The sequence below is a fragment of the Streptomyces sp. NBC_00525 genome (assembly GCF_036346595.1).
Taxonomy (GTDB): domain Bacteria; phylum Actinomycetota; class Actinomycetes; order Streptomycetales; family Streptomycetaceae; genus Streptomyces.
Map to the genome: position 1 here is coordinate 4,852,187 of NZ_CP107834.1, position 24,640 is coordinate 4,876,826.

A 24,640-nucleotide genomic window follows, 5' to 3' on the forward strand; every position below is an offset into this window, starting at 1 on the left:
TGTGGCGCAATCTCGCCCATCCGTTCGATGATCAAACGACCGAACGGACGGGCGGGAGTCGCGGTGTCAGGCCAGGCTCTCGCGCCAGGCGCGGTGCAGTCCGGCGAACCGGCCCGTGCCCGCGATGAGTTCGTCCGGCGCACCGTCCTCCACGATCCGCCCCCGCTCCATCACGAGCACCCGGTCCGCCACCTCCACGGTCGAAAGCCGGTGCGCGATCACCACGGCGGTGCGGCCGCGCAGCACGGTGTCCATGGCCTGCTGCACCGCGCGCTCGCCGGGGATGTCCAGCGAACTGGTCGCCTCGTCGAGGATCAGCACCGCCGGGTCGGCGAGCAGCGCGCGGGCGAAGGCCACCAGCTGGCGCTGCCCGGCCGAGATCCGGCCGCCCCGCTTGCGCACATCGGTGTCGTAGCCGTCCGGCAGTCCGGTGATGAAGCCATGGGCGCCGATCGCCTCGGCGGCCCGCTCGATCTCCTCGCGGCTCGCCTCCGGCCGGCCGATCGCGATGTTGTCCGCGACCGTCCCGGAGAACAGGAACGCCTCCTGGGTCACCATCACCACGCCGCGCCGCAGCTCCGGCGTGGCCAGGTCCCGCAGATCGGTGCCGTCCAGCAGGACCCGGCCCCCGGACGGGTCGTAGAACCGGGCCAGCAGCTTGGCGAGCGTGGACTTGCCGGCGCCCGTGGAGCCGACCACCGCGACCGTCTGCCCCGCCGGGATCGTCAGGTCGAAGCGCGGCAGCACCTCGCCGCCCGTCCGGTAGCCGAAGCTCACCCCGTCGAACACCACCTCGCGGCCCGGCAGCGAGCCCGGACGGGCCGGCAGCGCGCACGGTTCGACGGCCTCCGGAACCGTCGGCGTCTGGGCCAGCAGCCCGGCGATCTTCGCCATCGACGCGGCGGCGGACTCGAAGGAGTTCAGGAACATGCTGAGCCGGTCGATCGGGTCGTACAGCCGCCGCAGATACAGCACCACCGCGGCCAGCACCCCGAGCGCCAGGTCCCCGGCGGCCACCCGGTACGCGCCCCAGAGCACGATCCCGGCCACCGCCGTGTTGGCGACCAGCCGCGAGCCGACGACGTACCGCGCGTTCTCCAGCATCGCGTCGCCGTTGGTCCCCCGGTGACGCGCGTTCAGCTCCGCGAACGCCGCGTCGTTGACCGGCTCCCGGCGGAACGCCTGGACGGGCCGGATGCCGTTCATGGTCTCCGCGAACTTCACGATCACCGAGGCGATCGCCGACGAGCGCGCGGAGAAGATCACCGAGGAGCGCCTGCGGTACTGCCGCACCAGCAGATACAGCGGAAGGAAGGACAGTACGGCCGCCGCGCCCGTCGCCAGGTCCAGCCAGAGCAGCACCACGGCGATCGAGAGGAACGACAGGAAGACGTGGATCAGCTCCTGGAGCCCCTCCTCCAGCAGCTCCCGCAGCGCCTCCAGGTCCGAGGTGGACCGCGAGATCAGCCGGCCCGAGGTGTACCGCTCGTGGAAGTCCACGCTCAGCGCCTGCGCGTGCCGGAAGATCCGGCCGCGCAGATCGAGCAGGACGTCCTGGCTGATCCGCGCCGACACCTGGATGAACGCGTACTGGAGGACGCCCGCGCCGACCGAGCAGAGCGCGTAGCCCAGCGCCACCGCGATCAGCGGCCCGTAGTCGTGGTCCCGGAAGGCCGGCACCCCGCTGTCGATGGCGTACGCCACCAGCAGCGGGCCCGCCTGCACCGCCGCCTGCTGCAACAGGATGTACAGGGCGGCGACCACCACCCGCCCGCGCGACGGGCGCAGCAGTGAGGCGAGCAGCTGCCGGGTGGCGCCGCGCGGGGACGGCAGGTCGTCCCGGTCGAAGGGATCACCGGGAGCCTCGGTCCGGTCGTCCGCCTCCGCCTCCGGCGCCGTGCTCTCCGGGGCCGTTTCCTCCCGTGCCGGGTCCTTCTCGTCGCCCGGTTCGGCGGGGCGGCCGGTCGTGGTGCTCGTCATCGGGTGCTGCCCTCCTCGGCAGGGGCCTTCGCGCCCAAGTCCTCGTTCTCAATGGGGCCGGAGCCGGGGCCGGAGCCCGCCCCGCCGGTCTCCCGCGTACCGGTCTCCCGCTCCTCGGCGGCATGCTCCGCGCCGGACATCAGCCACGCGTACTCCGCGCTGGTCCGCAGCAGCTCCTGATGGGTGCCGACCGCCGCGATCCGGCCCTCCGACAGCAGCGCCACCCGGTCCGCGAGCATCACGGTGGACGGCCGGTGCGCGACCACCACCGCGGTCGTCTCCGCGAGCACCTGGCGCAGCGCCGCCTCCACCAGGGCCTCCGTGTGCACGTCGAGCGCCGAGAGCGGGTCGTCCAGCACCAGGAAGCGCGGCCGGCCCACCACGGCCCTGGCCAGGGCGAGGCGCTGGCGCTGGCCGCCGGACAGGCTCAGCCCCTGCTCGCCGACCTCCGTGTCCACCCCGTGCGGCAACGCGTCGACGAACCCGGCCTGGGCGACGCCGAGCGCGCGCCGCAACTCCTCGTCGCCGCCGTCCGCCGCGCCCATCAGCACGTTCTCGCCGACCGATGCGGAGAACAGCGTCGGCTCCTCGAACGCCACCGACACCAGCTCCCGCAGCCGGGTGCGCGGCATCGCGGTGATGTCCTCGCCGTCCAGCGTGATCCGCCCGGCGGTCGCCTCGTACAGCCGGGGCACCAGCGCGGTGAGCGTGGTCTTCCCGGAGCCCGTCGCGCCGACCAGGGCCATCGTCTCGCCCGGCCGGATACGCAGATCGATCCCGGCCAGCACCGGCGGCGAGCCCTCCTCCGCGTCCGGGTAACGGAACTCGACGCCCTCGAAGACCATGCCGCCCGGCTCCCGGTCCGGGTCGCCGGACCGGGCCGGGAGCGCGGCGTCCGCCTCCTCGGCGACGTCCATCACCTCGAAGAACCGCTCCGTCGCGGTCGCCGCCTCCTGACTCATCGCCAGCAGGAAGCCGATCGACTCGACGGGCCAGCGCAGCGCGAGCGCCGTGGAGAGGAACGCCACCAGGGTGCCCGCCGACAGGCCGCCGTCCGCGACCTGGATCGTGCCGAACACCAGCGCCGCCCCGATGGCGAGTTCGGGCAGCGTGGTGATCAGGGTCCAGATCCAGGCGAGCAGCCGCGCCTTGTTCAGCTCCGTGGTGCGCAGCCCCCGGGCGAGGACCCGGAAGGCGTCCGCCTGGCTGCGGTGCCGGCCGAACCCCTTGATGATGCGGATGCCGAGCACGCTCTCCTCGACGACCGTGGTCAGATCGCCGACCTGGTCCTGGGCCCGCCGCGCCACCTTCGCGTACTTCGCCTCGAAGACCGAGCAGACGATGACCAGCGGCACGACCGGGGCCAGCAGCACCAGTCCCAGCGTCCACTCCTGGAACATCAGGACCACGAACCCGACCAGGATCGTGGTCGCGTTGACCAGCAGGAAGGTCAGCGGAAAGGCCAGGAACATGCGCAGCAGCGACAGGTCCGCGGTCCCGCGCGACAGCAGCTGCCCGGACGGCCAGCGGTCGTGGAAGGCCACCGGGAGCCGTTGCAGATGACGGTAGAGGTCCGCCCGCATCGTCGCCTCGACCCCGGCCAGCGGACGCGCCACCAGCCATCGCCGCACCCCGAACAGCACCGCCTCGACGAGGCCCAGGAGCAGCAGGACCAGCGCGCCCAGCCAGACCCCGTCCGGGTCGCGGCCGGCGACCGGGCCGTCGACGATCCACTTCAGGACGAGCGGGATCACCAGACTCAGGCAGGAGGCGACGACCGCCACCAGGGCGGCGCCGAAGAGCCGGCCGCGTACGGGCCGCACATACGGCCACAGCCGCAGCAGGGAACGTACGGCCGAACGGTCCTTGGGGTCTACATGTTCCTGGCGCATCAGGAGGAGCCTACGGTCCGTCCGGATATCGGTCCTGTGGTTTTGTGCCACCGGTCCCCTCCCGCTTGCCGCCACCCCGGCGCGCGGGGTCGTAGGGCGGCATCAGCCGATCGGTGGATGCCGGTTCGAGCGTGATGGCCGATACCCCGGCCGGCCGGCCGCGCCGACACTCGTGCCATGGCAATCATCGAAGCGAACGGGGTGCACAAGGCGTACGCCGGCCGCCCCGTGGTCGACGGGATCGGCTTCTCCGTCGAGGAGGGGGAGATCTTCGGGATTCTCGGCCCCAACGGCGCGGGCAAGACCACCACCGTGGAATGCGTCGCGGGGCTGCGGGCCCCCGACGCCGGAACCGTCCGGGTCGCCGGACTCGACCCGGTCGCCGACCGCGACCGGGTGACCGGGCTGCTGGGCGCCCAGCTCCAGGAGAGCGAACTCCAGCCCAAGATCACCGTGCGCGAGGCCCTCGACCTGTACAGCGCCTTCTACCCGGACCCCGCCGACTGGCGCCCGCTCGCCGAACGGCTCGGCCTGAACGGCAAGCTGGACACCCGCTTCCAGCGGCTCTCCGGCGGCCAGAAGCAGCGGCTGTCCATCGCGCTCGCCCTCGTCGGCCGGCCCCGCGTCGTCATCCTGGACGAGCTGACCACCGGCCTGGACCCGCGTGCCCGGCGCGACACCTGGCAGCTGATCGAGGACGTGCGCGACGGCGGCGTCACCGTCGTGCTCGTCACCCACTTCATGGAGGAGGCCCAGCGCCTCTGCGACCGGATCGCCGTCATCGACCGGGGGCGTCTCGTCGCGCTCGACACCCCGGCCGGGCTCGTCGCCGGAGCCGACGGGTCCACGGTCATCTCGTTCACGCCGTCCGAACCCCTGCCCGAGGCCGAACTCGCCGCACTGCCCGGCGCGGTCTCCCGCGAGACACGGGACGGCCGGGTCCTCGTCAACGGCACCGACGAGACCGTCAACGCCGTCATCTCGCTGCTGGCCCGGCGCGGCGTCACCGCCCACCGCCTCCGCGTCTCCGAGGCCACCCTCGACGACGCCTTCCTCGACCTCACCGGCCCCGAGGACGGGCCCGGACTCACAGAACGGGCATCCTGAGATGGCCACAGCACCCACCACACCCACAGCACCCACCACCCCCGCCGGGCCCCGGACCGCAGGCGCCGGGTCCCGCGCGTACCTCGCCGTCATCAAGGCGGAGTACCGGCTCTTCCTGCGCGAACCCGGCAACCTGTTCTGGATCGTCGTCTTCCCGACCGTGCTCCTGGTGATCCTGGGCTTCGTCCCCTCCTTCCGGGAGCACGACGACGGGCTCGGCGGACGGCGGGTCATCGATCTGTACGTCCCGGTCTCGGTGCTGCTCGCCCTGATCATGGCCGGGCTCCAGGCGATGCCACCGGTCCTGACCGGCTACCGCGAACGCGGCATCCTGCGCCGCATGTCCACCACTCCGGTACCGCCCGCCGCCCTGCTGGGCGCGCAGATGGTGCTGCACGGCGCCGCCGCGCTCGTCTCCGCGCTGCTGGTCGTCGCGGTCGGCCGGACCGCCTACGGAGTGCGCCTGCCGGGACAGCCGACCGGCTATCTGCTCGCACTGCTGCTCGCGGTCGCCTGCGTCCTCGCCATCGGCTCGCTGATCTGCGCCGTCTCCCGGACGACCCGGATATCCGCGACCGTCGGCTCGGTCGTCTACTTCGCGATGATGTTCACCGCAGGCGTCTGGGTGCCGGTCCAGGCCATGCCCGAGGCGCTCCGCCGCGTCGTCCAGGCCACCCCCTTCGGCGCCGCGTCGCAGGCCCTGGACCAGGCCGCCCGGGGCGGCTGGCCGGACTGGGCCCACCTGGGCGCGGTCGCCGCCTGGACGCTCGCCGCCGGCTGGGTCGCGGTCCGCCGCTTCAGGTGGCAGTAGCAGGGGGGAGCGGGGGCGCGGGGGAGACTGGACCGCATGAGCGCACAGGTCACGACGGCCGAACAGTGGTGGGGCCGGTTCTTCCGGTACGGGCCGTACGGGCTGCTCGCCCTCGCCACCCTCGTCTCCGCGGTCTCTCGGCCGTTCCTGATGACCCCGACCGACGAACGCGTCGCCGCCGTGCTCCTGCCGGCGGCCCTGGCGCTCCAGCTGTGGTGGTCCCGCGCGGCCGCCGGGGCCTCACCGCGCACCGGCGCCGGCTACTTCACCGTCCGCACCCTGCTGGCTTTCGGGCTCACCTGGTGCAACCCCTTCTTCTCCATCTACGCGGTGCTCGGCTACTTCGACGCCGCGCGGGTGCTCCCGTGCCGCGGCGTCCGGCCCGGACTGCTCGCCGTCGCCGTCATCATGGCGGGTGCTCAGAGCGGCAGCCCCCTGCCGCCCGCCACCGCGCTGAACTGGGTCGTCTTCGGCGTCGTGCTGGCCGTCCACGTCACCCTCACCATGATCTTCGCCCAGATCGGCGATCGGGAGGCCGACCAGGAACGGGCCAGGACCGCCACCATCACCGCCCTGGAGACCGCCAACGCCCGCCTGGAACAGGCCCTCGTGGAGAACGCCGGGCTCCACGCCCAGCTCCTCGTCCAGGCCCGCGAGGCCGGTGTCGCCGACGAACGGCGCCGGCTGGCCGCCGAGATCCACGACACCATCGCCCAGGGCCTGACCGGCATCATCGCCCAGCTCCAGGCCGCCACATCGACCGCCGACACCGACCCCGTACTCGCCCGCGAACACGTGGTGCGGGCCGCCGCGCTCGCCCGGCACAGCCTCGGCGAGGCCCGCCGATCGGTGCACAACCTGCTCCCCGCCGCCCTGGAGGAGGACGACCTGCCCGGCGCACTCCGCAAGACGGTCACCACCTGGTCCCAACGGACCGGGGTCCGCGCCGACTTCACCGTCACCGGCACCGTCGCCCCGCTGCACGACGAGGTCGGCGCCACCCTGCTCCGGATCGCCGAGGAGGCCCTCGCCAACGCCGGCCGGCACGCGGTGGCCTCGCGAGCCGGGGTCACCCTGTCCTACATGGGCGACGAGATCACCCTCGACGTGCGCGACGACGGCCGCGGCTTCGACCCGGCCGCGCTGCCCCCGTACCGGGGCGCCGGCGGCTTCGGGCTCGGCGGCATGCGCTCGCGCGCCGAACGCATCGCGGGCACCGTCGAGGTGGAGACCGGGCCCGGTCTCGGTACGGCGGTCTGCGCCCGCGTCCCCATGGTGCCGCACGTCTGAGAGGCCGTCGGGTGGCCCCGGCACCCGTCCCGTACGGTTGGCCGTATGGACCGGGAACCCGCGCGCGTCATCACCCTGATCGTCGTCGACGACCACCCCGTCGTACGGGACGGACTGCGCGGGATGTTCGCCTCCGCACCGGAGTTCCGGGTGCTCGGCGAGGCGGCCGACGGGGTCGAGGGCGTCGAGATGACCGCCCGGCTCGACCCCGACGTGGTGCTGATGGACCTGCGGATGCCGGGCGGCGGCGGGGTCGCCGCGATCACCGAGCTGACCCGGCGCGGCGCCCGCTCCAAGGTCCTCGTCCTCACCACGTACGACACCGACTCCGACACCCTGCCCGCGATCGAGGCGGGCGCGACCGGCTACCTCCTCAAGGACGCGCCCCGCGAGGAGCTGTTCACCGCCGTCCGGGCCGCCGCCGACGGCCGTACCGTCCTGTCGCCCGCCGTGGCCTCCCGGCTCGTCTCGGCGGTCCGCGCCCCGGCCGCCCCCGGCAACGAGACCCTGTCCGCCCGCGAGCGCGAGGTGCTGACGCTGGTGGCTCGCGGCACCTCCAACCGGGAGATCGCCGCCGAGCTGTTCATCAGCGAGGCCACCGTGAAGACCCATCTCACCCATATGTTTGCCAAGTTGGGCGTCAAGGACCGGGCCGCCGCCGTCGCCGCCGGCTACGACCGGGGCATCCTGGGCTGAGCCGCCCCCGCCCGGACGGCCCGCACCCACGTTTCCCCCGGCCCGCCCCCGTCGTTGGCGGGTCATGAATCACGTAGCGAAGAAGGCGGCGGCGCGCCGGACCGCCGCACCGGCCGGGCCGGGGACGCTCGCCGTACTGGTCCTGCTGGCCGTGCTCACGGCATGTTCGGGCGCCGGCTCGTTCCTGGGCGGGAAGTCCGGGGCGCAGCGGGAGGCGATCCGGATCGTCCCCGCCGACCGGGCCGAGGACGTCCGCGCGGACGGACCGCTGGAGGTGCGGGTGCCGGACGGGCGGCTGGAGAGCGTCCGGGTGCGGCGGATCGAGGACGCGCGGGAGGAGGAGGTGCCGGGCGCCGTCGCCGGGGACGGCCGTTCCTGGGCGCCGAAGAAGGGGACCCGGCTGGCGCTCGCCGCCAAGTACGCCGTGGACGCGGTGGCGGTGGACGGCGACGGCCACCGCGCGGCCCGGCACACCACCTTCACCACGGCGGTCCCCGGGCACCGCTTCATCGGCTACTTCAAGCCGGAGAACCGCTCCACGGTCGGTACCGGGATGATCGTGTCGTTCGAGTTCAGCCGCCCGGTGACCCGGCGCGCGGCGGTGGAGCGGGCGATCCGGGTGACCGCCGATCCGCCGGTGGCCGTCGCGGGGCACTGGTTCGGCCGGAACAGGCTGGACTTCCGCCCGGCCGCCTACTGGGAGCCGGGCACCGAGGTCACGGTGGACATCGGGCTGCGCGACGTGGAGGGCGCGCCGGGGGTGTACGGCAGCCAGGACAAGACCGTGCGGTTCACGGTGGGCCGGGAGCAGATCTCGCGGGTGGACGTCGCCGCGCACACGATGGAGGTGCGCCGCGACGGGGAGCTGGTCTCCACCCTCCCGGTCACCGCGGGCTCCGATTCCACCCGCACGTACAACGGGAAGATGGTGGTCAGCGAGATGCACGAGGTGACGCGGATGAACGGCGACACCGTCGGCTTCGGCGGCGAGTACGACATCAAGGACGTGCCGCACGCCATCCGGCTGACCAGGTCCGGCACCTTCCTGCACGGCAACTACTGGTCCGACGACGAGGTGTTCGGCTCCACCAACGTCAGCCACGGCTGCATCGGGCTGCGTGACGTCCGGGGCGGCAGCGGCTCGACCCCGGCCGGCTGGTTCTTCGACCGCACCCTCGTCGGGGACGTGGTCGAGGTCGTCAACTCGCGGGACAGGACGGTCGCGCCGGACAACGGCCTGGGCGGCTGGAACCTCACCTGGAACCAGTGGCGGGCGGGCTCCGCCGCGCGCTGACCACTTGGGACGGAACGGTGACATTTCCGGGGCGATCTGCCCACAGTCGGTGTGATTATCTCTTTACTGAGCGCGCAGGTGCAGCGCGCGGGGGCGGGAACCCACGGGTTCCCGGGGCCTTGGCGGGGCCAGGCCGTGTGAGGGGAGACGACCACATTGAACGGGCAGCCGATATCGGGGACATCGGCCGTGGCGGGCGGCGGACGACGGGTGCGCAGGGTCACCGGTCTGCCGGCGCTGGCGATGGGCGCGCTGCTGCTGCTGGTGACGGCGTGCGGCGGGGGCGGCACCGACGGCGGCAAGGCGGGGTCGGCCAAGGCGGGCGGGGTCGCGGAGCAGGACACCAGCGCCTCGCAGGCCGTGGTGACCGTCGCGCCCGAGGACGGCACCGACGACGTCGCCACCAGCGGCGCGCTGAAGATCACGGCGGAGCGGGGGAAGCTGACCACGGTCAAGGTCTCCGACCCCAAGGGCGGCGAGGTCGAGGGCACGATCGCGGCCGACGGCGCGAGCTGGACGCCCGAGAGGCACCTGGCGGCGGCGACCAAGTACAAGGTCCACGCGGTGGCCAAGGACGCCAAGGGCCGCGAGTCCGCGAAGGACACCACCTTCACCACGCTCGTCCCCAAGAACACCTTCATCGGCCAGTACACCCCGGAGGACGGCTCGACGGTCGGCGTCGGCATGCCGGTCTCCATCCACTTCACGCGGGGCATCACCGCCCCCGAGGCCGTCGAGAAGGCCATCAAGGTGACCGCCGAACCGGCCGTCCCGGTCGAGGGCCACTGGTTCGGCAACGACCGCCTGGACTTCCGCCCCGAGAAGTACTGGGCGGCCGGCACCAAGGTGACCGTCGAGCTGAACCTCGACGGCGTGGAGGGCCGGCCCGGCGTCTACGGCAAGCAGGCCAAGACCGTCTCCTTCACCATCGGCCGCAGCCAGGTCAGCACGGTCGACGCCAAGTCGCACCGGATGAAGGTCGTCCGCGACGGCGAGCAGATCAAGGACATCCCGATCTCGGCGGGCGCCCCGGCCACCACCACGTACAACGGCCAGATGGTCATCAGCGAGAAGCTGCGGGTCACCCGGATGAACGGGGACACCGTCGGCTTCGGCGGCGAGTACGACATCAAGGACGTGCCGCACGCGATGCGCCTGTCCACCTCGGGCACCTTCATCCACGGCAACTACTGGGGCGGGCCCGGCGTCTTCGGCAGCGCCAACACCAGCCACGGCTGCGTCGGCCTCCAGGACGTGCGCGGCGGCGGCGACTCGAAGATGCCCGCGGCCTGGTTCTTCGACAACTCGCTCATCGGCGACGTCGTCGTCGTGGAGAACTCCCAGGACAAGACGATCAGTCCGGACAACGGTCTCAACGGCTGGAACATGAGCTGGTCGGAGTGGACCGCCTGACCGGCGCTCCCGGACCGTACGGCGGGCCCGGCACCGGACACCCGGTGCCGGGCCCGCCCGCGTCCGCCGCCCCGCCCGGTGCCGCACGGGTTAGCGCCGGTTAACCTGCCTGACATGACCGTAACCCTCGAAGCAAGCGGCGGCGTCGGCACCATCCGGCTGGACCGCCCGCCGATGAACGCCCTGGACGTCGCGACCCAGGACCGGCTGCGCGAACTGGCCGAAGAGGCGTCCCGGCGCGACGACATCAGGGCCGTGGTGCTCTACGGCGGCGAGAAGGTGTTCGCGGCCGGCGCGGACATCAAGGAGATGCAGGCCATGGACCACGCGGCGATGGTGCTGCGCTCCAAGGCCCTCCAGGACTCCTTCACCGCCGTGGCCCGCATCCCCAAGCCCGTCGTCGCGGCCGTCACCGGGTACGCGCTGGGCGGCGGCTGCGAACTCGCCCTCTGCGCGGACTTCCGGATCGCCGGGGACAACGCGCGGCTCGGCCAGCCGGAGATCCTGCTCGGCCTCATTCCGGGCGCCGGCGGCACCCAGCGGCTCGCCCGGCTGGTGGGCCCCGCCAAGGCCAAGGACCTCATCTTCACCGGCCGGCACGTCAAGGCGGACGAGGCCCTGACCATGGGCCTGGTGGACCGCGTGGTGCCCGCCGCCGAGGTGTACGAGCAGGCGCACGCCTGGGCGGCCCGGCTGGCGAAGGGCCCCGCGCTGGCCCTGCGCGCGGCCAAGGAGGCCGTCGATGCCGGACTGGAGACGGACATCGACACCGGCCTCACGATCGAGCGAACCTGGTTCGCAGGTCTGTTCGCCACGGAGGACCGGGAGCGCGGAATGCGCAGCTTTGTGGAGGAGGGTCCGGGCAAGGCGAAGTTCCTCTGACCGTCTCTGACCGAACACCGATGGAGAACGCGTACGGGCGCGTTCATCCGTGCGGGCGGATTGGCGAAAGCGCGGGGGGACCCCGGGAACCGCCGGGGCCCCCTCTCGCGTGAACTCCGAAAGGGGCATCGTCGCCGCAGGTCAGAACGCGTATTCCGAGGCGCGACATGCCACTGGCATATGCCGGTTGCCGCTCGGGGGAGGGCTGATTGCCGGTCGGGGATTCCCCCGGAACGGCCCCGGAGGGCCCGCCGTGCGGCCATGATGGTGTGCATGGCGGGCCTGGAGGGTGTGGAGCAGCCGCGACCGCGCAGCAGCGCGACAGCGGCACGGAGATTGCCGGCCGTCGAGGACGAACAGGCGTTCAAAGCGCTGGAGTTGTTCGGAAACCCGACGGAGGAGGAAGTGCGGCTGCCCTCCCGTCCGGAGTCCGCCGCCACCGCCCGGCGGCTCACCGGATGCGTCATCCTGCATCAGTGGGCGCTCTCCCCGCAGGCCGCCGAACACGCCGTGCTGCTCGTCTCCGAACTCGTCGGCAACGCCGTGCGGCACACCGGCGCCCGCGTCTTCGGGTTACGCATGCTGCGCCGCCGCGGCTGGATCAGGATCGAGGTGCGCGACCCCTCACGGGGGCTGCCCTGTCTGATGCCGGTCCGCGAGATGGACATCAGCGGGCGCGGCCTGATGCTCGTGGACAAGCTCTCCGACCGCTGGGGCGTGGACCTCTTACCGCGCGGCAAGACCACCTGGTTCGAGATGCGCATCTCCGACCGCTGACCGACCCCGCCCCCCGTCCGGGCCCGCGGAGAACCCGCCTCCGGGAACGCAGAAGCCCCCGGAATGGCCGTGGTGCGGCGCCTCGGGGGCTTCTGTGGGGGACCGTGAAATGGGGGGTGTGTTCACGGCCGCATGTGACGACCTGGCTCGGGTCGGAGGAGGTCGTGACACCGACTATGACAGAGGGGCGACCCTCTGGCCAAAGCGACAAACTCTTCACTTCTATGACAAAAGCGGACAGTTTAGAGGTGAAATGTAGGTGTGTTGGGTCACTTGCCTGCAAATCCATGAATATTCATGAATGCTCCGGCATGTTCTGTTGATCATCCACGATGTGGACAGCGGTCGCGGAGGGGACCCACCGGCCGCCGAATGGGCCGCGCGGGGCGCCCGTTAATCTGAGCATCGTCAGACAGTCCTACGAAGGGGGCGGAACAATGGCGGACATCGAGTCGGCGCGCAAGGCGTTCGAGCGGTACGACCTGAACGGCGACGGGTTGATCTCGGCTGCCGAGTACAAGAGCGTCATGGCCCAGCTGGGTGACCCCTACGTCACCGAGCCGGTCGCGCAGGCCGTGATCAACTCCCACGACACCAACGGCGACGGGCTCCTCACCTTCGACGAGTTCTGGGCCGCGCAGAACAAGGGCTGACCGCGACCGGACACCCCTGACTCAGGGGGTGTTCCGGCGCCCGCCCCGCCGGTACGGGGGCCAGCCGCGCAGTTCGTCGTCACGCGGGGCCCGGACCACCGCCGGGGCACCGGGCCCGAAGCGCATCACCGGGCGCGAGGCGTCCCACCCCGGCCAGCCGGGCGCGCCGGACACCGCGAACCGCACCCACGCCGCGTGCATCGCGCCGGCCAGCTCCTGGGGCGCGTCGTACCCCGCCAGCGCCACCGCGTCCGGGGTGCGCAGGGTGTCGAAGACGAAACCGATCTCCAGCCCGTGACAGGCCCCGAGCCCCCCGACCGGGGACGGCCAGCCGAACTCGTACAGATGCGTGGTGCCGGGGGCGCGGGCGTCGGCCAGCCGGTTCAGCGGCACCCGAAGCAGCAGATCGGTGGCAAGCGCGCCGAGCAACTCGCCGCGCGTGGCGCCGGGCCGGTTGGCGCGGTACGTACGGACCGTGGCGCGCGGCACCCGCGACTTCAGCAGCGCCAGCCGCAGCCTCGTACGGGAGAGCCGTTCGGTCAGCCCGCTCGGCACGAACCACAGCCGGTACTCCTCGGTGTTCGAGCCCATCAGCAGCCCCACCCCGGCCCCGGCCCCGTCGAGCAGGGCCTCCAGCGGGTCGCGGGGCAGCAGCTCGCCGTCCACCACCAGCCGGAACGCGTGCCCGCCGGTCAGCGGTGAGCCCCCGTCCGTCACGGCGCCCTGCGCCGCCAGCAGCGCCGCCGGGTCCACCCCGGCCAGAGCCCGCGCCGTCGCCGCCACCCCGAGCCGCCGCGCGACGAGTTCCGTGGTCCGCCGCGCCTCGGCCACGGGCAGCGCCGAGGGGACGCCGCTCTGCAGCACCGCCCGCCGGAACAGCCCGTGCGCCCGCGGCGCGGAGAGCAGCGCCCCGATGCCGATGGCGCCCGCCGACTCGCCGCACAGCGTGACCCGGTCCGGATCGCCGCCGAACGCCGCGATGTTGTCCCGCACCCAGCCCAGGGCAGCCAGCTGGTCGAGCAGCCCCCGGTTGGCCGGCGCGTCCGGGAGCACGGCGAACCCCTCCATGCCCAGCCGGTAGTTGACCGACACGCACACCACCCCGTCGCGGGCGAACGCCGTGCCGTCGTACAGCGGAAGGGCGGAGGAGCCGTGCAGCAGGTTGCCGCCGTGCACCCAGACCAGCACCGGCAGCCCGGCGCCCGCGGGGTCCGGCGTCCACACATTGAGGTTCAGGCAGTCCTCGCCCGGCACCGAGGGGTCGGCCAGCAGCCGGTCGAGCGGCGGGGCGTAGGGCCGCTTGGGCGCGGTCGGCCCGAACGCGGTGGCCGCCCGCACCCCGGTCCAGGGCTCCGGCGGCGCGGGCGCCCCGAAGCGCCGTGCGCCGACCGGGGCCGCCGCGTACGGGATGCCACGGAACACGGCGACCCCGCGCTCGTACGTGCCGCGCACGGTGCCGTGGACCGTCTCGGCGTACGGCGCGGGCGGCGGGGACGGGTCTGCCATGGCCTGCCGCCCCTTCCGCGCTCGTCGGACGTGGGCTCCAGCAGACCACGGTCCCGCCGGGGCGGCCAGGGGGAGGCCGGCGGTCCCCGGCGTACCGCGTGCGGACTACTGGGCGCCGAAGCGCGAGCGCCAGGTCTCCAGGTCCTCGTCCGTGATCTTGGCGAAGAGCACCGGCGGCACCGTGAAGGCGGTCCCGGCCGGCACCGACGCCAGGGCGCGCGCCTCGTCCGCGCCGACCCACGTCGCCGAGTCGTCCGCCAGGGCGAACGCCTCGCGCATGGCCCGCGCCGACGCCGGGATGAACGGCTCCGACACGACCGCGTACAGGTGGATCAGGTTCATCGCGGTACGCAGGGTCAGCGCCGCGCCCTCCTGGTCGGTCTTGATCTCCAGCCAGGGGGCCTTCTCCTCCAGGTAGGAGTTGCCCGCGCTCCACAGCGCGCGCAGCGCCTGGGCGGCCTTGCGGAACTGGAGCGCCTCCAGGTGGCCCTCGTACTCCGCGAGCAGCCGCGCGATCTCCTCGCCCAGCTTGTGCTCGGCCTCCCCGGCCTCCTTGCCCGCCGGCACCTCGTCGCCGAAGCGCTTGCGGGAGAAGGACAGCACCCGGTTGACGAAGTTGCCGAGGGTGTCGGCCAGGTCCTTGTTGACCGAGGTGGCGAACAGCTCCCAGGTGAACGACGTGTCGTCCGACTCGGGGGCCTGCGCCATCAGGAAGTAGCGCCAGTAGTCGGCCGGCAGCAGTTCCAGGGCCGTGTCGGAGAAGATCCCGCGCTGCTGCGAGGTCGAGAACTTCCCGCCGTAGTAGTTGAGCCAGTTGAACGCCTTGACCAGGTCCACCCGCTTGACCGGCTCACGGGTGCCGATCTGCATCGCCGGGAACATCACCGTGTGGAACGGGACGTTGTCCTTGGCCATGAACTGCGTGTACCGGACGTCGTCGGCCTCGTACCACCAGGACTTCCAGTCGCGGGACTCCGGCTCCAGGTCCGCCCACTCCTTCGTCGCCCCGAGGTACTCGATGGGGGCGTCGAACCAGACGTAGAAGACCTTGCCCTCGGCCGCCAGCTCCGGCCAGGTGTCCGCGGGGACCGGCACGCCCCACTCCAGGTCGCGGGTGATCGCCCGGTCGTGCAGGCCCTCGGTGAGCCACTTGCGGGCGATCGAGGAGGCCAGCTGCGGCCACTCCTCACCGGTCTCGTCGATCCACGCCTCGACCTCGCCGGACAGCTTCGACTGGAGCAGGAAAAGGTGCTTGGTCTCCCGGACCTCCAGCTCGCTGCTGCCGCTGATCGCGGAGCGCGGCTCGATGAGGTCGGTCGGGTCCAGCACGCGCGTGCAGTTCTCGCACTGGTCGCCGCGCGCCTTGTCGTAACCGCAGTGCGGACACGTGCCGACGATGTAGCGGTCCGGCAGGAAGCGGTCGTCGGCGATCGAGAAGACCTGGCGGATCGCCCGCTCCTCGATGAAGCCGTTCTCGTGGAGCTTGCGGGCGAAGTGCTGGGTGATCTCGCGGTTCTGCGCGGAGGAGCTGCGGCCGAAGTAGTCGAAGGAGAGCCCGAAGCCCTCGTAGACCGCCCGCTGCGCGTCGTGCTGCCGCGCGCAGAACTCCGCGACCGGCAGCCCGGCCGCCTTCGCGGCCAGCTCGGCCGGGGTGCCGTGCTCGTCGGTGGCGCAGATGTACAGCGCGTCCTCGCCGCGCTGGCGCAGGTACCGTGTGTACACGTCCGCCGGGAGCATCGACCCGATCAGGTTCCCCAGGTGCTTGATCCCGTTGATGTAGGGAAGCGCGCTGGTGATCAGGTGTCGAGTCATCGTCGGATGCTCCCAATTTCTGCTGCGTAGAGCCGGCTGCGGCCCGGCACGGAGTCGAGGTCGGATTCCTGCCGCGGTGCACCGGTCGGACGCGGGAACGTGCCGGTGGCGCGCTGTTGCAGGCCGCATCCATCCTAGCCAATACCCGACAGCCGCCCTCACCGCATTTCCGGGCCCGGCACGACCCCCGCCCCGGCGGGAACCCGCATGCGAGTGAGGAGGAGATCGCCCGGCAGGACTGGGGCGATGTCCTCACGCCGGACCACCTGGACCCGGACTACAGCCCGGAGTCGTTTCGGCAGGCCGGCCAGGACATGGGGCAGACCTGGAAGGACACCGGCCGCACGGTCCTCACGGAGGGTACCGGCGGGCGCCGGGCCGACATGTTCAACAGCGCGCTGGGGATCTCCGACGAGCAGTTCGACGGCACCGGTGACGGGCTGAAGGGGCTGGACTCCGGAGAGCTCAAGGGCGAGACGGCCGACGCCCTGCGCACCGCGGTGAGCACCCAGCCGCCGAAGTGCTACGCGGCCGCCGACGCCGCGGCCGGGGCGCTGGGGGCGCTCGACGCCTTCGCGGACACCGTCACCTGGGCACAGGGCCAGGCGCAGACGGCGATCGACAAGTGGACGGCGGGATCATCAAGGCGTCGGCGGGCATCGTCGACTTCGTGCGGGGCGTCAACCCGATGGACCCGTACAACCTGACGCACCCGGCCGAGTACGCCACCTCGCTCAACAGCCTGGCGGCCGGGCTGGTGGTCGCCGCGAACGACCCGGCCGGTACTACGACCTGGAGACCGGCCTCCACTACAACGTCTTCCGCCACTGCGACCCGGAAACCGGCCGCTACGCCTCCCCGGCCCCGCTGGGACTGGCACCGGCGCCGAATCCGGTCGCCTATGTCAACAACCCGCACCGGGACGACGTCATCGAGAACGCGCCGGACGGCAGGTTCCGCAAGCATCCCGCCTATCACGCGGACACCAGGCACGGCTTCACCGACGAACGGGTTCTGGAAATCCTCAAGAACCCGGACGCGGTGTACCACTCGACAGGGTCGGCCGGAAATCTCATCTTCCGACAGGGCGAGGACGTCGTCCTCCGAGGCCGGCCGGGTCATCACCGCATACGGGCCGTCGAGGGTCAAGGGAAGCTCCGGAGCGTCGGCGCTCGGTGGCCAGGCTACGGATTCCGGTGGGCCGGTCACGCACGAGGCCATCGTAGAAGGCAGGATTCCGAGTAGAGACGGGTTCAAACCCCCTGCGAAGCAGATCAGATAAGGGGCAGTATCGACCATGAAACTGAGCTTCGACGGCGACTGGAGCGCCACGGTGACGGGCGAGCCGCTGGGCCTCGTCCCTCGCTTCGAGGGCCTGACCGTCCGCGTCGTGCCCTATACGGACATGACCGAGCGGGAGGAGTTTCTCCTGAATACGTTCGGCAGCCAGGAATTTCTGTGGGACATGCCCGACGTCATTCGGTTCACTCCGGCGGGCCGGCAGCTCGTCGGGGCCGAGTTCTATGTGCCCGAGGAGCCCGCGTCCGCCGAGGACTGTGCCCGCGTACCGCTGGAACCTCCCGTGCGCCCGGGGGGGCTCCGTGCCGACGAGGCACGGGATTTCCGGCATGAGATGACCTCTGTGCACTGCCGCGCCTCCGGGGACACCGTACTGACCTGCCTGCGCGACCTCGATGTCCTCAACGGGCCCCTGGACGCCCGCATCGGCATCGCCCGGGACATGGCGCTCCTCGTCCAGCACGGCACTGTCGTCGGCTGGAGCCTCTCCGACCCCGCGCGATACGTGACCACCCCGTACGCCGACCCCGACCCCGACCCCGACCCACCGACAACAGCCGTCCGAAGGCTGTTCACCGAGTGTCTGGACCTGATCACCCAGCCCCTGATCCTTGACGTGGAGGACGGCGAACCGGCCGCCCTCGAACGGCTCCGGGCAGCGGATCAGGCCCTGCGCGACCAGCAGGAGGACCGCCACCGGGCGGACGCCCTGCGCACATTCATCAGCCAATTGGTCGAGGACTACCTCGACGCGCGCGAAGTGACCGGCCGCGCCGGCGAATGAACGTCCTCAGCACTCGATGATGTTCACCGCGAGCCCGCCCCGCGCTGTCTCCTTGTACTTGACGGACATGTCCGCGCCGGTCTCCTTCATCGTCTTGATGACCTTGTCCAGCGAGACCTTGTGGCTGCCGTCGCCGCGCAGCGCCATCTTCGCCGCGGTGACCGCCTTCACCGCGGCCATGCCGTTGCGCTCGATGCACGGGATCTGGACGAGGCCGCCGACCGGGTCGCAGGTCAGGCCCAGGTTGTGCTCCATGCCGATCTCGGCGGCGTTCTCCACCTGCTCGGCGCTGCCGCCCAGGACCTCGGCGAGGGCGCCCGCCGCCATCGAACAGGCGGAGCCCACCTCGCCCTGGCAGCCGACCTCCGCGCCGGAGATCGAGGCGTTCTCCTTGAACAGCATGCCGATGGCGCCGGCGGCCAGCAGGAAGCGGACGACGCCGTCCTCCTTCTCGGCCTCCGTGCAGCCGCCCGCGGCGAAGTTCATCCAGTAGTGCAGGACGGCCGGGATGATGCCGGCCGCGCCGTTCGTCGGGGCGGTGACCACCCGGCCGCCCGCCGCGTTCTCCTCGTTGACCGCCATCGCGTAGAGGGTGATCCACTCCATGGCGTGCGTCTGCGGATCGCCCTCCGCGCGCAGCTGGCGGGCGGTCTTGGCGGCGCGGCGGTGGACCTTGAGGCCGCCGGGCAGGATGCCCTCGCGGGACATGCCGCGCGACACGCACGCCTGCATGGTGCGCCAGATGTCCAGGAGGCCGGAGCGGATCTCGTCCTCGGTGCGCCAGGCGCGCTCGTTCTCCAGCATCAGCGAGGAGATGGACAGCCCGGTCTCGCGGGCCAGGCGCAGCAGCTCGTCGCCGGTGCGGAACGGGTACTTCAGGACCGTGTCGTCGAGCACGATCCGGTCCTCGCCCACGGCGTCCTCGTCCACGACGAAGCCGCCGCCGACCGAGTAGTACGTCTTCTCCAGGAGCGGGGCGCCCTCGGCGTCGTACGCGAAGACGGTCATGCCGTTGGCGTGGTACGGGAGGGCCTTGCGGCGGTGCAGGACCAGCTGCTCGTCCGCGTCGAAGTCGATCTCGTGCATCCCGAGGAGGTTGATCCGGCCGGTGGCGCGGATCGCCTCGACCCGGTCGTCGGCGGCCTCGACGTCGACGGTGCGCGGGGACTCGCCCTCCAGGCCGAGGAGGACCGCCTTGGGGGTGCCGTGGCCGTGGCCGGTGGCGCCGAGGGACCCGTACAGCTCGGCCCGTATCGAGGCGGTGTGGGCGAGCAGGCCCTCGTTCTTCAGCCGGCGCGCGAACATACGGGCCGCGCGCATGGGGCCGACCGTATGGGAGCTGGACGGGCCGATGCCGATCGAGAACAGGTCGAAGACCGAGATGGCCACGGGTGACTCCTCAAGGGGTTGGTAGACGCCGTTGTCTGCCGGGGTGGTGCGGTACGGGCGGGACGCCCGGAAAGCAAGGACAGAGCGGGGGGACAAGGGACGGGGCACCGCGCCCACCTCTCAGTGTGCGCGATGCCCCTCCCCGAGGCGCGAATGCGCCCGCCCGGGCTACTTCAGGCCGGGGTACAGCGGGAACTTCGCGGCCAGGGCCGCGACGCGGGCCTTCAGGTCGTCCGCGTCGTACGACGGCTTGAGGGCCGACGCGATGATCTCGGCGACCTCGGTGAAGTCCTCGGCGCCGAAGCCGCGGGTGGCCAGCGCCGGGGTGCCGATGCGCAGGCCGGAGGTGACCATCGGCGGACGCGGGTCGTTGGGGATGGCGTTCCGGTTGACCGTGATGCCGACCTCGTGGAGCCGGTCCTCGGCCTGCTGGCCGTCCAGCTCGGAGTTGCGCAGGTCCACCAGGACCAGGTGCACGTCCGTGCCGCCGGACAGCACGGAGACGCCCACCTCGGTGACGTCCGGCTGCACCAGGCGCTCGGCCAGGATGCGGGCGCCCTCCAGGGTGCGCTGCTGGCGCTCCTTGAACTCCTCGCCCGCCGCGACCTTGAAGGAGACCGCCTTGGCCGCGATCACGTGCTCCAGCGGGCCGCCCTGCTGACCGGGGAAGACCGCCGAGTTGATCTTCTTGGCGAGCTCCTGGGTGGACAGGATCACACCGCCGCGCGGACCGCCGAGGGTCTTGTGCGTGGTGGTGGTGACGACGTGGGCGTGCGGCACCGGGTTGGGGTGCAGGCCCGCGGCGACCAGACCGGCGAAGTGCGCCATGTCGACCATCAGGTACGCGCCGACCTCGTCCGCGATGCGGCGGAAGGCGGCGAAGTCGAGCTGACGCGGGTACGCCGACCAGCCGGCGACGATCAGCTGCGGCTTGGACTCCTTGGCCAGGCGCTCGACCTCGGCCATGTCCACGACACCGGTGTCGTCGACGTGGTACGGGACCACGTTGTAGAGCTTGCCGGAGAAGTTGATCTTCATGCCGTGGGTCAGGTGACCGCCGTGCGCCAGGTTCAGGCCCATGATCGTGTCGCCCGGCTTCAGCAGCGCGAACATCGCGGCGGCGTTGGCCTGCGCACCGGAGTGCGGCTGGACGTTCGCGGCCTCGGCGCCGAAGAGCGCCTTGATCCGGTCGATGGCGATCTGCTCGACCACGTCGACGTGCTCGCAGCCGCCGTAGTAGCGGCGGCCGGGGTAGCCCTCGGCGTACTTGTTGGTCAGGACGGAGCCCTGCGCCTCCATGACGGCGACCGGAGCGAAGTTCTCCGAGGCGATCATCTCGAGCGTGGACTGCTGGCGGAGGAGCTCGGCGTCGACGGCGGCGGCGACGTCCGGGTCCAGCTCGTGGAGGGAGGAGTTGAGAAGCGACATCTGGTGGTCCCTTGGGGTCTTTAGTTGCCGGAGAACTCGGTGTACTCGTCGGCGGAGAGCAGGTCCTTCGGCTCCTCCGCGACGCGTACCTTGAACAGCCAGCCGCCTTCGAAGGGAGCGGAGTTCACCAGGGACGGGTCGTCGACGACGGCCTGGTTGGAGGCCGTCACCTCGCCCGAGACCGGCGAGTACAGATCGCTGACCGACTTGGTCGACTCCAGCTCGCCGCAGGTCTCGCCCGCGGTCACCGTGTCACCGACCTCGGGGAGCTGGGCGTAGACGACGTCACCGAGCGCGTTGGCCGCGTGCTCGGTGATGCCAACGGTGGCCACACCGTCCTCGGCGGCCGACAGCCACTCGTGCTCCTTGCTGTACCGCAGCTGCTGGGGGTTGCTCATGACCTGAATTCTCCTGTACGCGGGGGTGTGCTGATGAACGGTGGTCTTACGGTGTGAGACAGGACTGCGTCACGTCGCGCGGGGCCTGTGCCCCGCGGCGCTACTTCTGCCGCTTGTAGAACGGCAGTGCCACGACCCGGTACGGCTCCTGGCTGCCCCGGATGTCCACGGCGACGCCCTCCGTGCCCGGCTCCGCGTACGCCGCGTCGACGTACGCCATGGCGATCGGCTTGCCCAGCGTCGGGGAGGGCGCGCCGGAGGTGACCTCGCCGACGACCTTGCCGCCGGCCGTGACGGCGAACCCGGCGCGCGGCACCCGGCGGCCCTCGGCGATCAGGCCGACCAGCTTGCGGGGCGGGGCGGTCTCGGCGCGCTGGGCGGCGGCCTCCAGCGCCTTGCGGCCGACGAAGTCGCCCTCCTTCTCGAACTTCACGACCCGGCCGAGCCCGGCGTCGAACGGGGTCAGCGCGGTGGTCAGCTCGTGCCCGTACAGCGGCATGCCGGCCTCCAGGCGCAGCGTGTCGCGGCAGGAGAGCCCGCACGGGATCAGGCCGTGCGGCGCACCGGCCTCGGTCAGCGCCTGCCACAGCCGCTCGGCGTCGGCGGGCGCCACGAACAGCTCGAAGCCGTCCTCACCGGTGTAGCCGGTGCGGGCGATGAGCGCGGGCACCCCGGCGACCGTGCCGGGCAGCCCGGCGTAGTACTTGAGGCCGGCCAGGTCGGCGTCGGTCACGGCGGCGAGGATCGCCGGGGACTCGGGGCCCTGCACGGCGAGCAGCGCGTACGCGTCGCGGTCGTCGCGCACCTCGGCGTCGAAGCCGGCGGCGCGCTCGGTGATCGTGTCGAGCACGAGCTGGGCGTTGCCGGCGTTGGCGACGACCATGTACTCGGTCTCGCCGAGCCGGTAGACGATCAGGTCGTCCAGGATGCCGCCGTCCTCGGCGCAGATCATCGTGTAGCGGGCCCGGCCCGTGGAGACGGTGCCGATGTTGCCGACCAGCGCGTGGTTCAGCAGGTCCACGGCCTGCGGCCCGGTGACGGTGATCTCACCCATGTGGGACAGGTCGAAGAGGCCTGCCCTGGTGCGGACGGCGTTGTGCTCGTCGCGCTCGCTGGCGTAGCGCAGCGGCATGTCCCAGCCCGCGAAATCGGTCATCGTGGCGCCCAGCGAACGATGGAGGGCATCGAGGGCGGTGAGACGGGGGGTGGTGCTCATGAAAACGGGCTCCCAGGGCATGACGTCGAGGACGATCCTCCCCATCTGTCATCGGAACCTGAGAGGTTCGCCGAAAGCCCCCGGAGGGGTTCGGCTTGCACCTTGGGTGGAGCCGCGAAGCGGCTCGCTTTTCAGATCTGCCTCATCCACGCGGTACGGGGCCTGAGAGATTCAAGGGAGGATCTTGCTCCTTCGGCGCCCGGCACGAGGCCGGGACTCTCCCGCGCGGATTCAAGCGGCCTGTATGCAGTTGGCGGGGTCATCATCGCACGGGTTCCGGGGGAGTGGGGCGCCGGGACCGCTGCCGGTCCCGGCGGGATTCCGGCGGGTCGGACCGTTGTGCCGTATTACCTTTTCTTTACACTTCGGGGGTAGGTAGGAGTCAGCACGCGTCGGCCGTACGGCCAGGGGGAGGCGATGACGTTGCGCTACGCGACGACGGCGGGGACCGAGGTGCCCGCAGGAGGCGCGCTGCCCGCGCAGCCGGGCGCCCGCGCCCGGCGGACCGCGGGCACCGGCCCGCCCTTCGTACGGGACCTGCGCGGCCGGGCCGGGCGCTCCCCGCGCGTCCTGCGCTTCGCCGCCGGGGACATCGTGGTGGTCTCCGGACTGCCCGGCAGCGGCAAGTCCACGCTGATCGCCCGCACCGCCGCCGCGTACGCCGTCGACTCCCAGGACACCCGGGACCGCTGGGCCCGCCGGCTGCCCCGTTTACTTCCCTACCCGCTCTACCGCCCACTCGTCCGCCTCGCCCACTACGGCGGGCTGTGGCGGGTGCTGCGCTCCGGAGCCTCCGTCGTCGTCCACGACTGCGGCACCCAGAGCTGGGTCCGCGCCCGGCTCGCCCGCCATGCCCGGCGGCACGGCCGGAGCCTTCATCTGATCCTGCTCGACGTCTCCGCCGAGACCGCGCGCGAGGGCCAGCGCGAGCGCGGCCGGGGCGTCTCCGCGTACGCCTTCGCCCGGCACCGCAGGGCCGTGGGGCGGCTCCTGCGCGACACCGGGGCCGGGCTGCCGCCGCGCGGCTGTACGTCGGCGGTGCTGCTGGACCGCGCGGCGGCCGGCGCGCTGACCCGGATCGTCTTCGCGGACGCACAGGGTGAGAGGCGGTAACCGGCTGTCCGGAGTGCGGACAGTGCGTCCGAGGGGTGGCGGTGGCCGGAACAGGCCGTAACCTCTTGCTGCACGGCATCGGGTGAGAGGGAAGCAGTGGACATTCCGGCACCGGCCGGGAGCCGGCCGCAGGGCGGCTGGCCGGCCAATGAACTCGAAGAGGCGCTGGGCGCCTCGCTCGGCGTCCCGGAGGCGGGCGGCCGCCTGCTCGAAGTGCTCGGCCGCAGCCAGGTCTGGGTGCCCCTGCCCAACGGCGGCGGGGCCGACGCCCGCGAGCTCGACCTGCCCACGCTGGAGATCGAGGGCGGCGCGTACGTCCCCGTGTTCAGTTCCGAGCACCAGTTCCTCACCTGCGTCGGCGCCCATATGTCCTTCACGGTCGCCCCGGCCCGCGAGTTCGCCCGCGGACTGCCCCCGCAGCTGGGCATCGCGGTCAATCCGGGCGGCGCCGTCGGCATGCCGCTGCCCCCGCCCGCCGTCGCCGAACTCTGCCGGGCCGGCCGCACCCCGCTCGACGGCCCGGCGAGCGGCGGCCGGGTCCGGCTGTACGAGCCGGACTGGAAGGAGGAGCCCGTCGACTTCCTGGCCGCCGCGGCCGGCGAGTTCCAGGAGAGCGGCGTCGTCCTGACCGCCCGCAGGGCCCTGGCGAGCATCGAGGGCGGCGACCCCGTCCTGTTCGTCGGCGTCGAGTCCGCGGCCTGGGAGAACGCCGCCCAGGGTGCCTCCATGGACGCCCTGGGCCGGGCGCTGGGCCGCGTCCAGGTGCCCTGGCCGGTCAGCCTGGTCCTGCTCGACGCGGCCGCCCAGGACCCGGTCGCCGAGTGGATGCGCGAGCGGGTGCGGCCCTTCTACACGCGCGCCGGGGAGCAGGAGTCCGGCGCCCTCGGCGGATGACGGGGG

The 24,640-nt window shown here is 72.2% G+C and carries 21 protein-coding genes, 1 pseudogene and 1 riboswitch; of the genes and pseudogenes, 14 read left to right on the top strand and 8 right to left on the bottom strand.

Annotation, left to right across the window (positions count from 1 at the left end; all coding sequences use genetic code 11):
* Positions 1–66 precede the first annotated feature (66 nt).
* Together OG710_RS21745 and OG710_RS21750 are read right to left on the bottom strand one after the other, a co-directional pair.
* The gene (locus tag OG710_RS21745) at positions 67–1,980 is read right to left on the bottom strand and encodes an ABC transporter ATP-binding protein (protein WP_330240805.1); all 1,914 of its coding nucleotides are present in this window, start codon (positions 1,978–1,980) and stop codon (positions 67–69) included.
* Positions 1,977–3,872 (bottom strand): ABC transporter ATP-binding protein, encoded by a 1,896-nt coding sequence (locus OG710_RS21750; protein ID WP_330240806.1) that lies wholly within the window; start codon positions 3,870–3,872, stop codon positions 1,977–1,979. Before OG710_RS21750 ends, OG710_RS21745 begins: the two co-directional genes overlap by 4 nt.
* A gap of 177 nt (positions 3,873–4,049) precedes the next feature.
* Here OG710_RS21750 and OG710_RS21755 point away from each other — a divergent pair, with 177 nt between their 5' ends.
* The 9 genes from OG710_RS21755 (at position 4,050) to OG710_RS21795 (ending at position 12,795) form a co-directional block, all read left to right on the top strand.
* On the top strand, positions 4,050–4,979 hold the full coding sequence (locus OG710_RS21755; protein ID WP_330240807.1) for an ABC transporter ATP-binding protein: 930 nt from the start codon (positions 4,050–4,052) through the stop codon (positions 4,977–4,979).
* 1 nt (position 4,980) lies between these two features.
* Positions 4,981–5,790, top strand: coding sequence for an ABC transporter permease (locus OG710_RS21760; RefSeq protein WP_330240808.1), 810 nt, complete (start codon positions 4,981–4,983; stop codon positions 5,788–5,790).
* 36 nt (positions 5,791–5,826) lie between these two features.
* The gene (locus OG710_RS21765) at positions 5,827–7,080 is read left to right on the top strand and encodes a sensor histidine kinase (RefSeq protein ID WP_330240809.1); all 1,254 of its coding nucleotides are present in this window, start codon (positions 5,827–5,829) and stop codon (positions 7,078–7,080) included.
* A gap of 45 nt (positions 7,081–7,125) precedes the next feature.
* The gene (locus OG710_RS21770) at positions 7,126–7,776 is read left to right on the top strand and encodes a response regulator transcription factor (protein WP_330240810.1); all 651 of its coding nucleotides are present in this window, start codon (positions 7,126–7,128) and stop codon (positions 7,774–7,776) included.
* 64 nt (positions 7,777–7,840) lie between these two features.
* Entirely contained in the window at positions 7,841–9,070 is a 1,230-nt protein-coding gene (locus tag OG710_RS21775; protein ID WP_330240811.1) for a L,D-transpeptidase, read from the top strand.
* 156 nt (positions 9,071–9,226) lie between these two features.
* A complete protein-coding gene (locus OG710_RS21780; RefSeq protein ID WP_330240812.1) occupies positions 9,227–10,483 on the top strand; it encodes a L,D-transpeptidase in 1,257 nt (418 codons plus the stop codon).
* 114 nt (positions 10,484–10,597) lie between these two features.
* Positions 10,598–11,365: an enoyl-CoA hydratase/isomerase family protein gene (locus tag OG710_RS21785; RefSeq protein WP_330240813.1), complete on the top strand. Its 768-nt coding sequence runs from the start codon at positions 10,598–10,600 to the stop codon at positions 11,363–11,365.
* Positions 11,366–11,626: 261 nt separating this feature from the next.
* Positions 11,627–12,142, top strand: a complete 516-nt coding sequence (locus OG710_RS21790; RefSeq protein ID WP_111338280.1) for an ATP-binding protein — start codon at positions 11,627–11,629, stop codon at positions 12,140–12,142.
* A 437-nt stretch (positions 12,143–12,579) separates the two neighbouring features.
* Entirely contained in the window at positions 12,580–12,795 is a 216-nt protein-coding gene (locus tag OG710_RS21795) for an EF-hand domain-containing protein (RefSeq protein WP_037690105.1), read from the top strand.
* A 21-nt stretch (positions 12,796–12,816) separates the two neighbouring features.
* On the opposite strand, the gene OG710_RS21800 is transcribed toward OG710_RS21795, so the two are convergent.
* The gene (locus OG710_RS21800) at positions 12,817–14,301 is read right to left on the bottom strand and encodes a carboxylesterase/lipase family protein (protein ID WP_330240814.1); all 1,485 of its coding nucleotides are present in this window, start codon (positions 14,299–14,301) and stop codon (positions 12,817–12,819) included.
* Between the two features lie 105 nt (positions 14,302–14,406).
* Positions 14,407–16,113, bottom strand: a complete 1,707-nt coding sequence (gene metG, locus OG710_RS21805) for a methionine--tRNA ligase (protein WP_330240815.1) — start codon at positions 16,111–16,113, stop codon at positions 14,407–14,409.
* Positions 16,114–16,532: 419 nt separating this feature from the next.
* Between metG and OG710_RS21815 the strand changes: the two are divergent.
* The 3 genes and pseudogenes from OG710_RS21815 to OG710_RS21825 form a co-directional block, all read left to right on the top strand.
* A pseudogene (locus OG710_RS21815) lies at positions 16,533–16,900 on the top strand (putative T7SS-secreted protein); the annotation flags it as partial.
* A 5-nt stretch (positions 16,901–16,905) separates the two neighbouring features.
* Positions 16,906–17,358, top strand: coding sequence for a hypothetical protein (locus OG710_RS21820; RefSeq protein WP_443064334.1), 453 nt, complete (start codon positions 16,906–16,908; stop codon positions 17,356–17,358).
* Between the two features lie 52 nt (positions 17,359–17,410).
* Positions 17,411–18,196 carry a hypothetical protein gene (locus OG710_RS21825; protein WP_330240816.1) on the top strand — a complete coding sequence of 262 codons (786 nt, stop codon included), beginning with the start codon at positions 17,411–17,413 and terminating at the stop codon, positions 18,194–18,196.
* Between the two features lie 6 nt (positions 18,197–18,202).
* On the opposite strand, the gene OG710_RS21830 is transcribed toward OG710_RS21825, so the two are convergent.
* The 4 genes from OG710_RS21830 to gcvT all read right to left on the bottom strand — a co-directional run bounded on the left by OG710_RS21830 (position 18,203) and on the right by gcvT (position 22,627).
* Positions 18,203–19,585 carry an L-serine ammonia-lyase gene (locus OG710_RS21830; protein ID WP_330240817.1) on the bottom strand — a complete coding sequence of 461 codons (1,383 nt, stop codon included), beginning with the start codon at positions 19,583–19,585 and terminating at the stop codon, positions 18,203–18,205.
* A gap of 168 nt (positions 19,586–19,753) precedes the next feature.
* Complete coding sequence (gene glyA, locus OG710_RS21835) at positions 19,754–21,013, bottom strand: serine hydroxymethyltransferase (RefSeq protein ID WP_330240818.1); 1,260 nt, start codon at positions 21,011–21,013, stop codon at positions 19,754–19,756.
* Positions 21,014–21,033: 20 nt separating this feature from the next.
* Positions 21,034–21,411, bottom strand: a complete 378-nt coding sequence (gene gcvH, locus OG710_RS21840; protein ID WP_330240819.1) for a glycine cleavage system protein GcvH — start codon at positions 21,409–21,411, stop codon at positions 21,034–21,036.
* 100 nt (positions 21,412–21,511) lie between these two features.
* Positions 21,512–22,627, bottom strand: coding sequence for a glycine cleavage system aminomethyltransferase GcvT (gene gcvT / locus OG710_RS21845; protein WP_330240820.1), 1,116 nt, complete (start codon positions 22,625–22,627; stop codon positions 21,512–21,514).
* A gap of 141 nt (positions 22,628–22,768) precedes the next feature.
* Positions 22,769–22,861, bottom strand: a riboswitch (glycine riboswitch).
* A gap of 183 nt (positions 22,862–23,044) precedes the next feature.
* Here gcvT and OG710_RS21850 point away from each other — a divergent pair.
* Together OG710_RS21850 and OG710_RS21855 are read left to right on the top strand one after the other, a co-directional pair.
* Positions 23,045–23,740: an AAA family ATPase gene (locus tag OG710_RS21850; protein WP_330240821.1), complete on the top strand. Its 696-nt coding sequence runs from the start codon at positions 23,045–23,047 to the stop codon at positions 23,738–23,740.
* 96 nt (positions 23,741–23,836) lie between these two features.
* Entirely contained in the window at positions 23,837–24,634 is a 798-nt protein-coding gene (locus OG710_RS21855) for an enhanced serine sensitivity protein SseB (RefSeq protein ID WP_330240822.1), read from the top strand.
* Positions 24,635–24,640: the final 6 nt, after the last annotated feature.

Excerpts from the sequence above, each read along its gene's own strand:
- OG710_RS21775 (WP_330240811.1), top strand. The coding sequence starts at position 7,841 with ATGAATCACGTAGCGAAGAAGGCGGCGGCGCGCCGGACCGCCGCACCG.
- OG710_RS21825 (WP_330240816.1), top strand. The coding sequence starts at position 17,411 with ATGAAACTGAGCTTCGACGGCGACTGGAGCGCCACGGTGACGGGCGAG.
- OG710_RS21850 (WP_330240821.1), top strand. The coding sequence starts at position 23,045 with ATGACGTTGCGCTACGCGACGACGGCGGGGACCGAGGTGCCCGCAGGA.
- OG710_RS21750 (WP_330240806.1), bottom strand. The coding sequence starts at position 3,872 with ATGCGCCAGGAACATGTAGACCCCAAGGACCGTTCGGCCGTACGTTCC.
- OG710_RS21795 (WP_037690105.1), top strand. The coding sequence starts at position 12,580 with ATGGCGGACATCGAGTCGGCGCGCAAGGCGTTCGAGCGGTACGACCTG.
- OG710_RS21800 (WP_330240814.1), bottom strand. The coding sequence starts at position 14,301 with ATGGCAGACCCGTCCCCGCCGCCCGCGCCGTACGCCGAGACGGTCCAC.
- gcvH (WP_330240819.1), bottom strand. The coding sequence starts at position 21,411 with ATGAGCAACCCCCAGCAGCTGCGGTACAGCAAGGAGCACGAGTGGCTG.
- OG710_RS21760 (WP_330240808.1), top strand. The coding sequence starts at position 4,981 with ATGGCCACAGCACCCACCACACCCACAGCACCCACCACCCCCGCCGGG.
- metG (WP_330240815.1), bottom strand. The coding sequence starts at position 16,113 with ATGACTCGACACCTGATCACCAGCGCGCTTCCCTACATCAACGGGATC.
- OG710_RS21770 (WP_330240810.1), top strand. The coding sequence starts at position 7,126 with ATGGACCGGGAACCCGCGCGCGTCATCACCCTGATCGTCGTCGACGAC.
- glyA (WP_330240818.1), bottom strand. The coding sequence starts at position 21,013 with ATGTCGCTTCTCAACTCCTCCCTCCACGAGCTGGACCCGGACGTCGCC.
- OG710_RS21765 (WP_330240809.1), top strand. The coding sequence starts at position 5,827 with ATGAGCGCACAGGTCACGACGGCCGAACAGTGGTGGGGCCGGTTCTTC.
- OG710_RS21745 (WP_330240805.1), bottom strand. The coding sequence starts at position 1,980 with ATGACGAGCACCACGACCGGCCGCCCCGCCGAACCGGGCGACGAGAAG.
- OG710_RS21755 (WP_330240807.1), top strand. The coding sequence starts at position 4,050 with ATGGCAATCATCGAAGCGAACGGGGTGCACAAGGCGTACGCCGGCCGC.
- gcvT (WP_330240820.1), bottom strand. The coding sequence starts at position 22,627 with ATGAGCACCACCCCCCGTCTCACCGCCCTCGATGCCCTCCATCGTTCG.
- OG710_RS21785 (WP_330240813.1), top strand. The coding sequence starts at position 10,598 with ATGACCGTAACCCTCGAAGCAAGCGGCGGCGTCGGCACCATCCGGCTG.
- OG710_RS21790 (WP_111338280.1), top strand. The coding sequence starts at position 11,627 with ATGATGGTGTGCATGGCGGGCCTGGAGGGTGTGGAGCAGCCGCGACCG.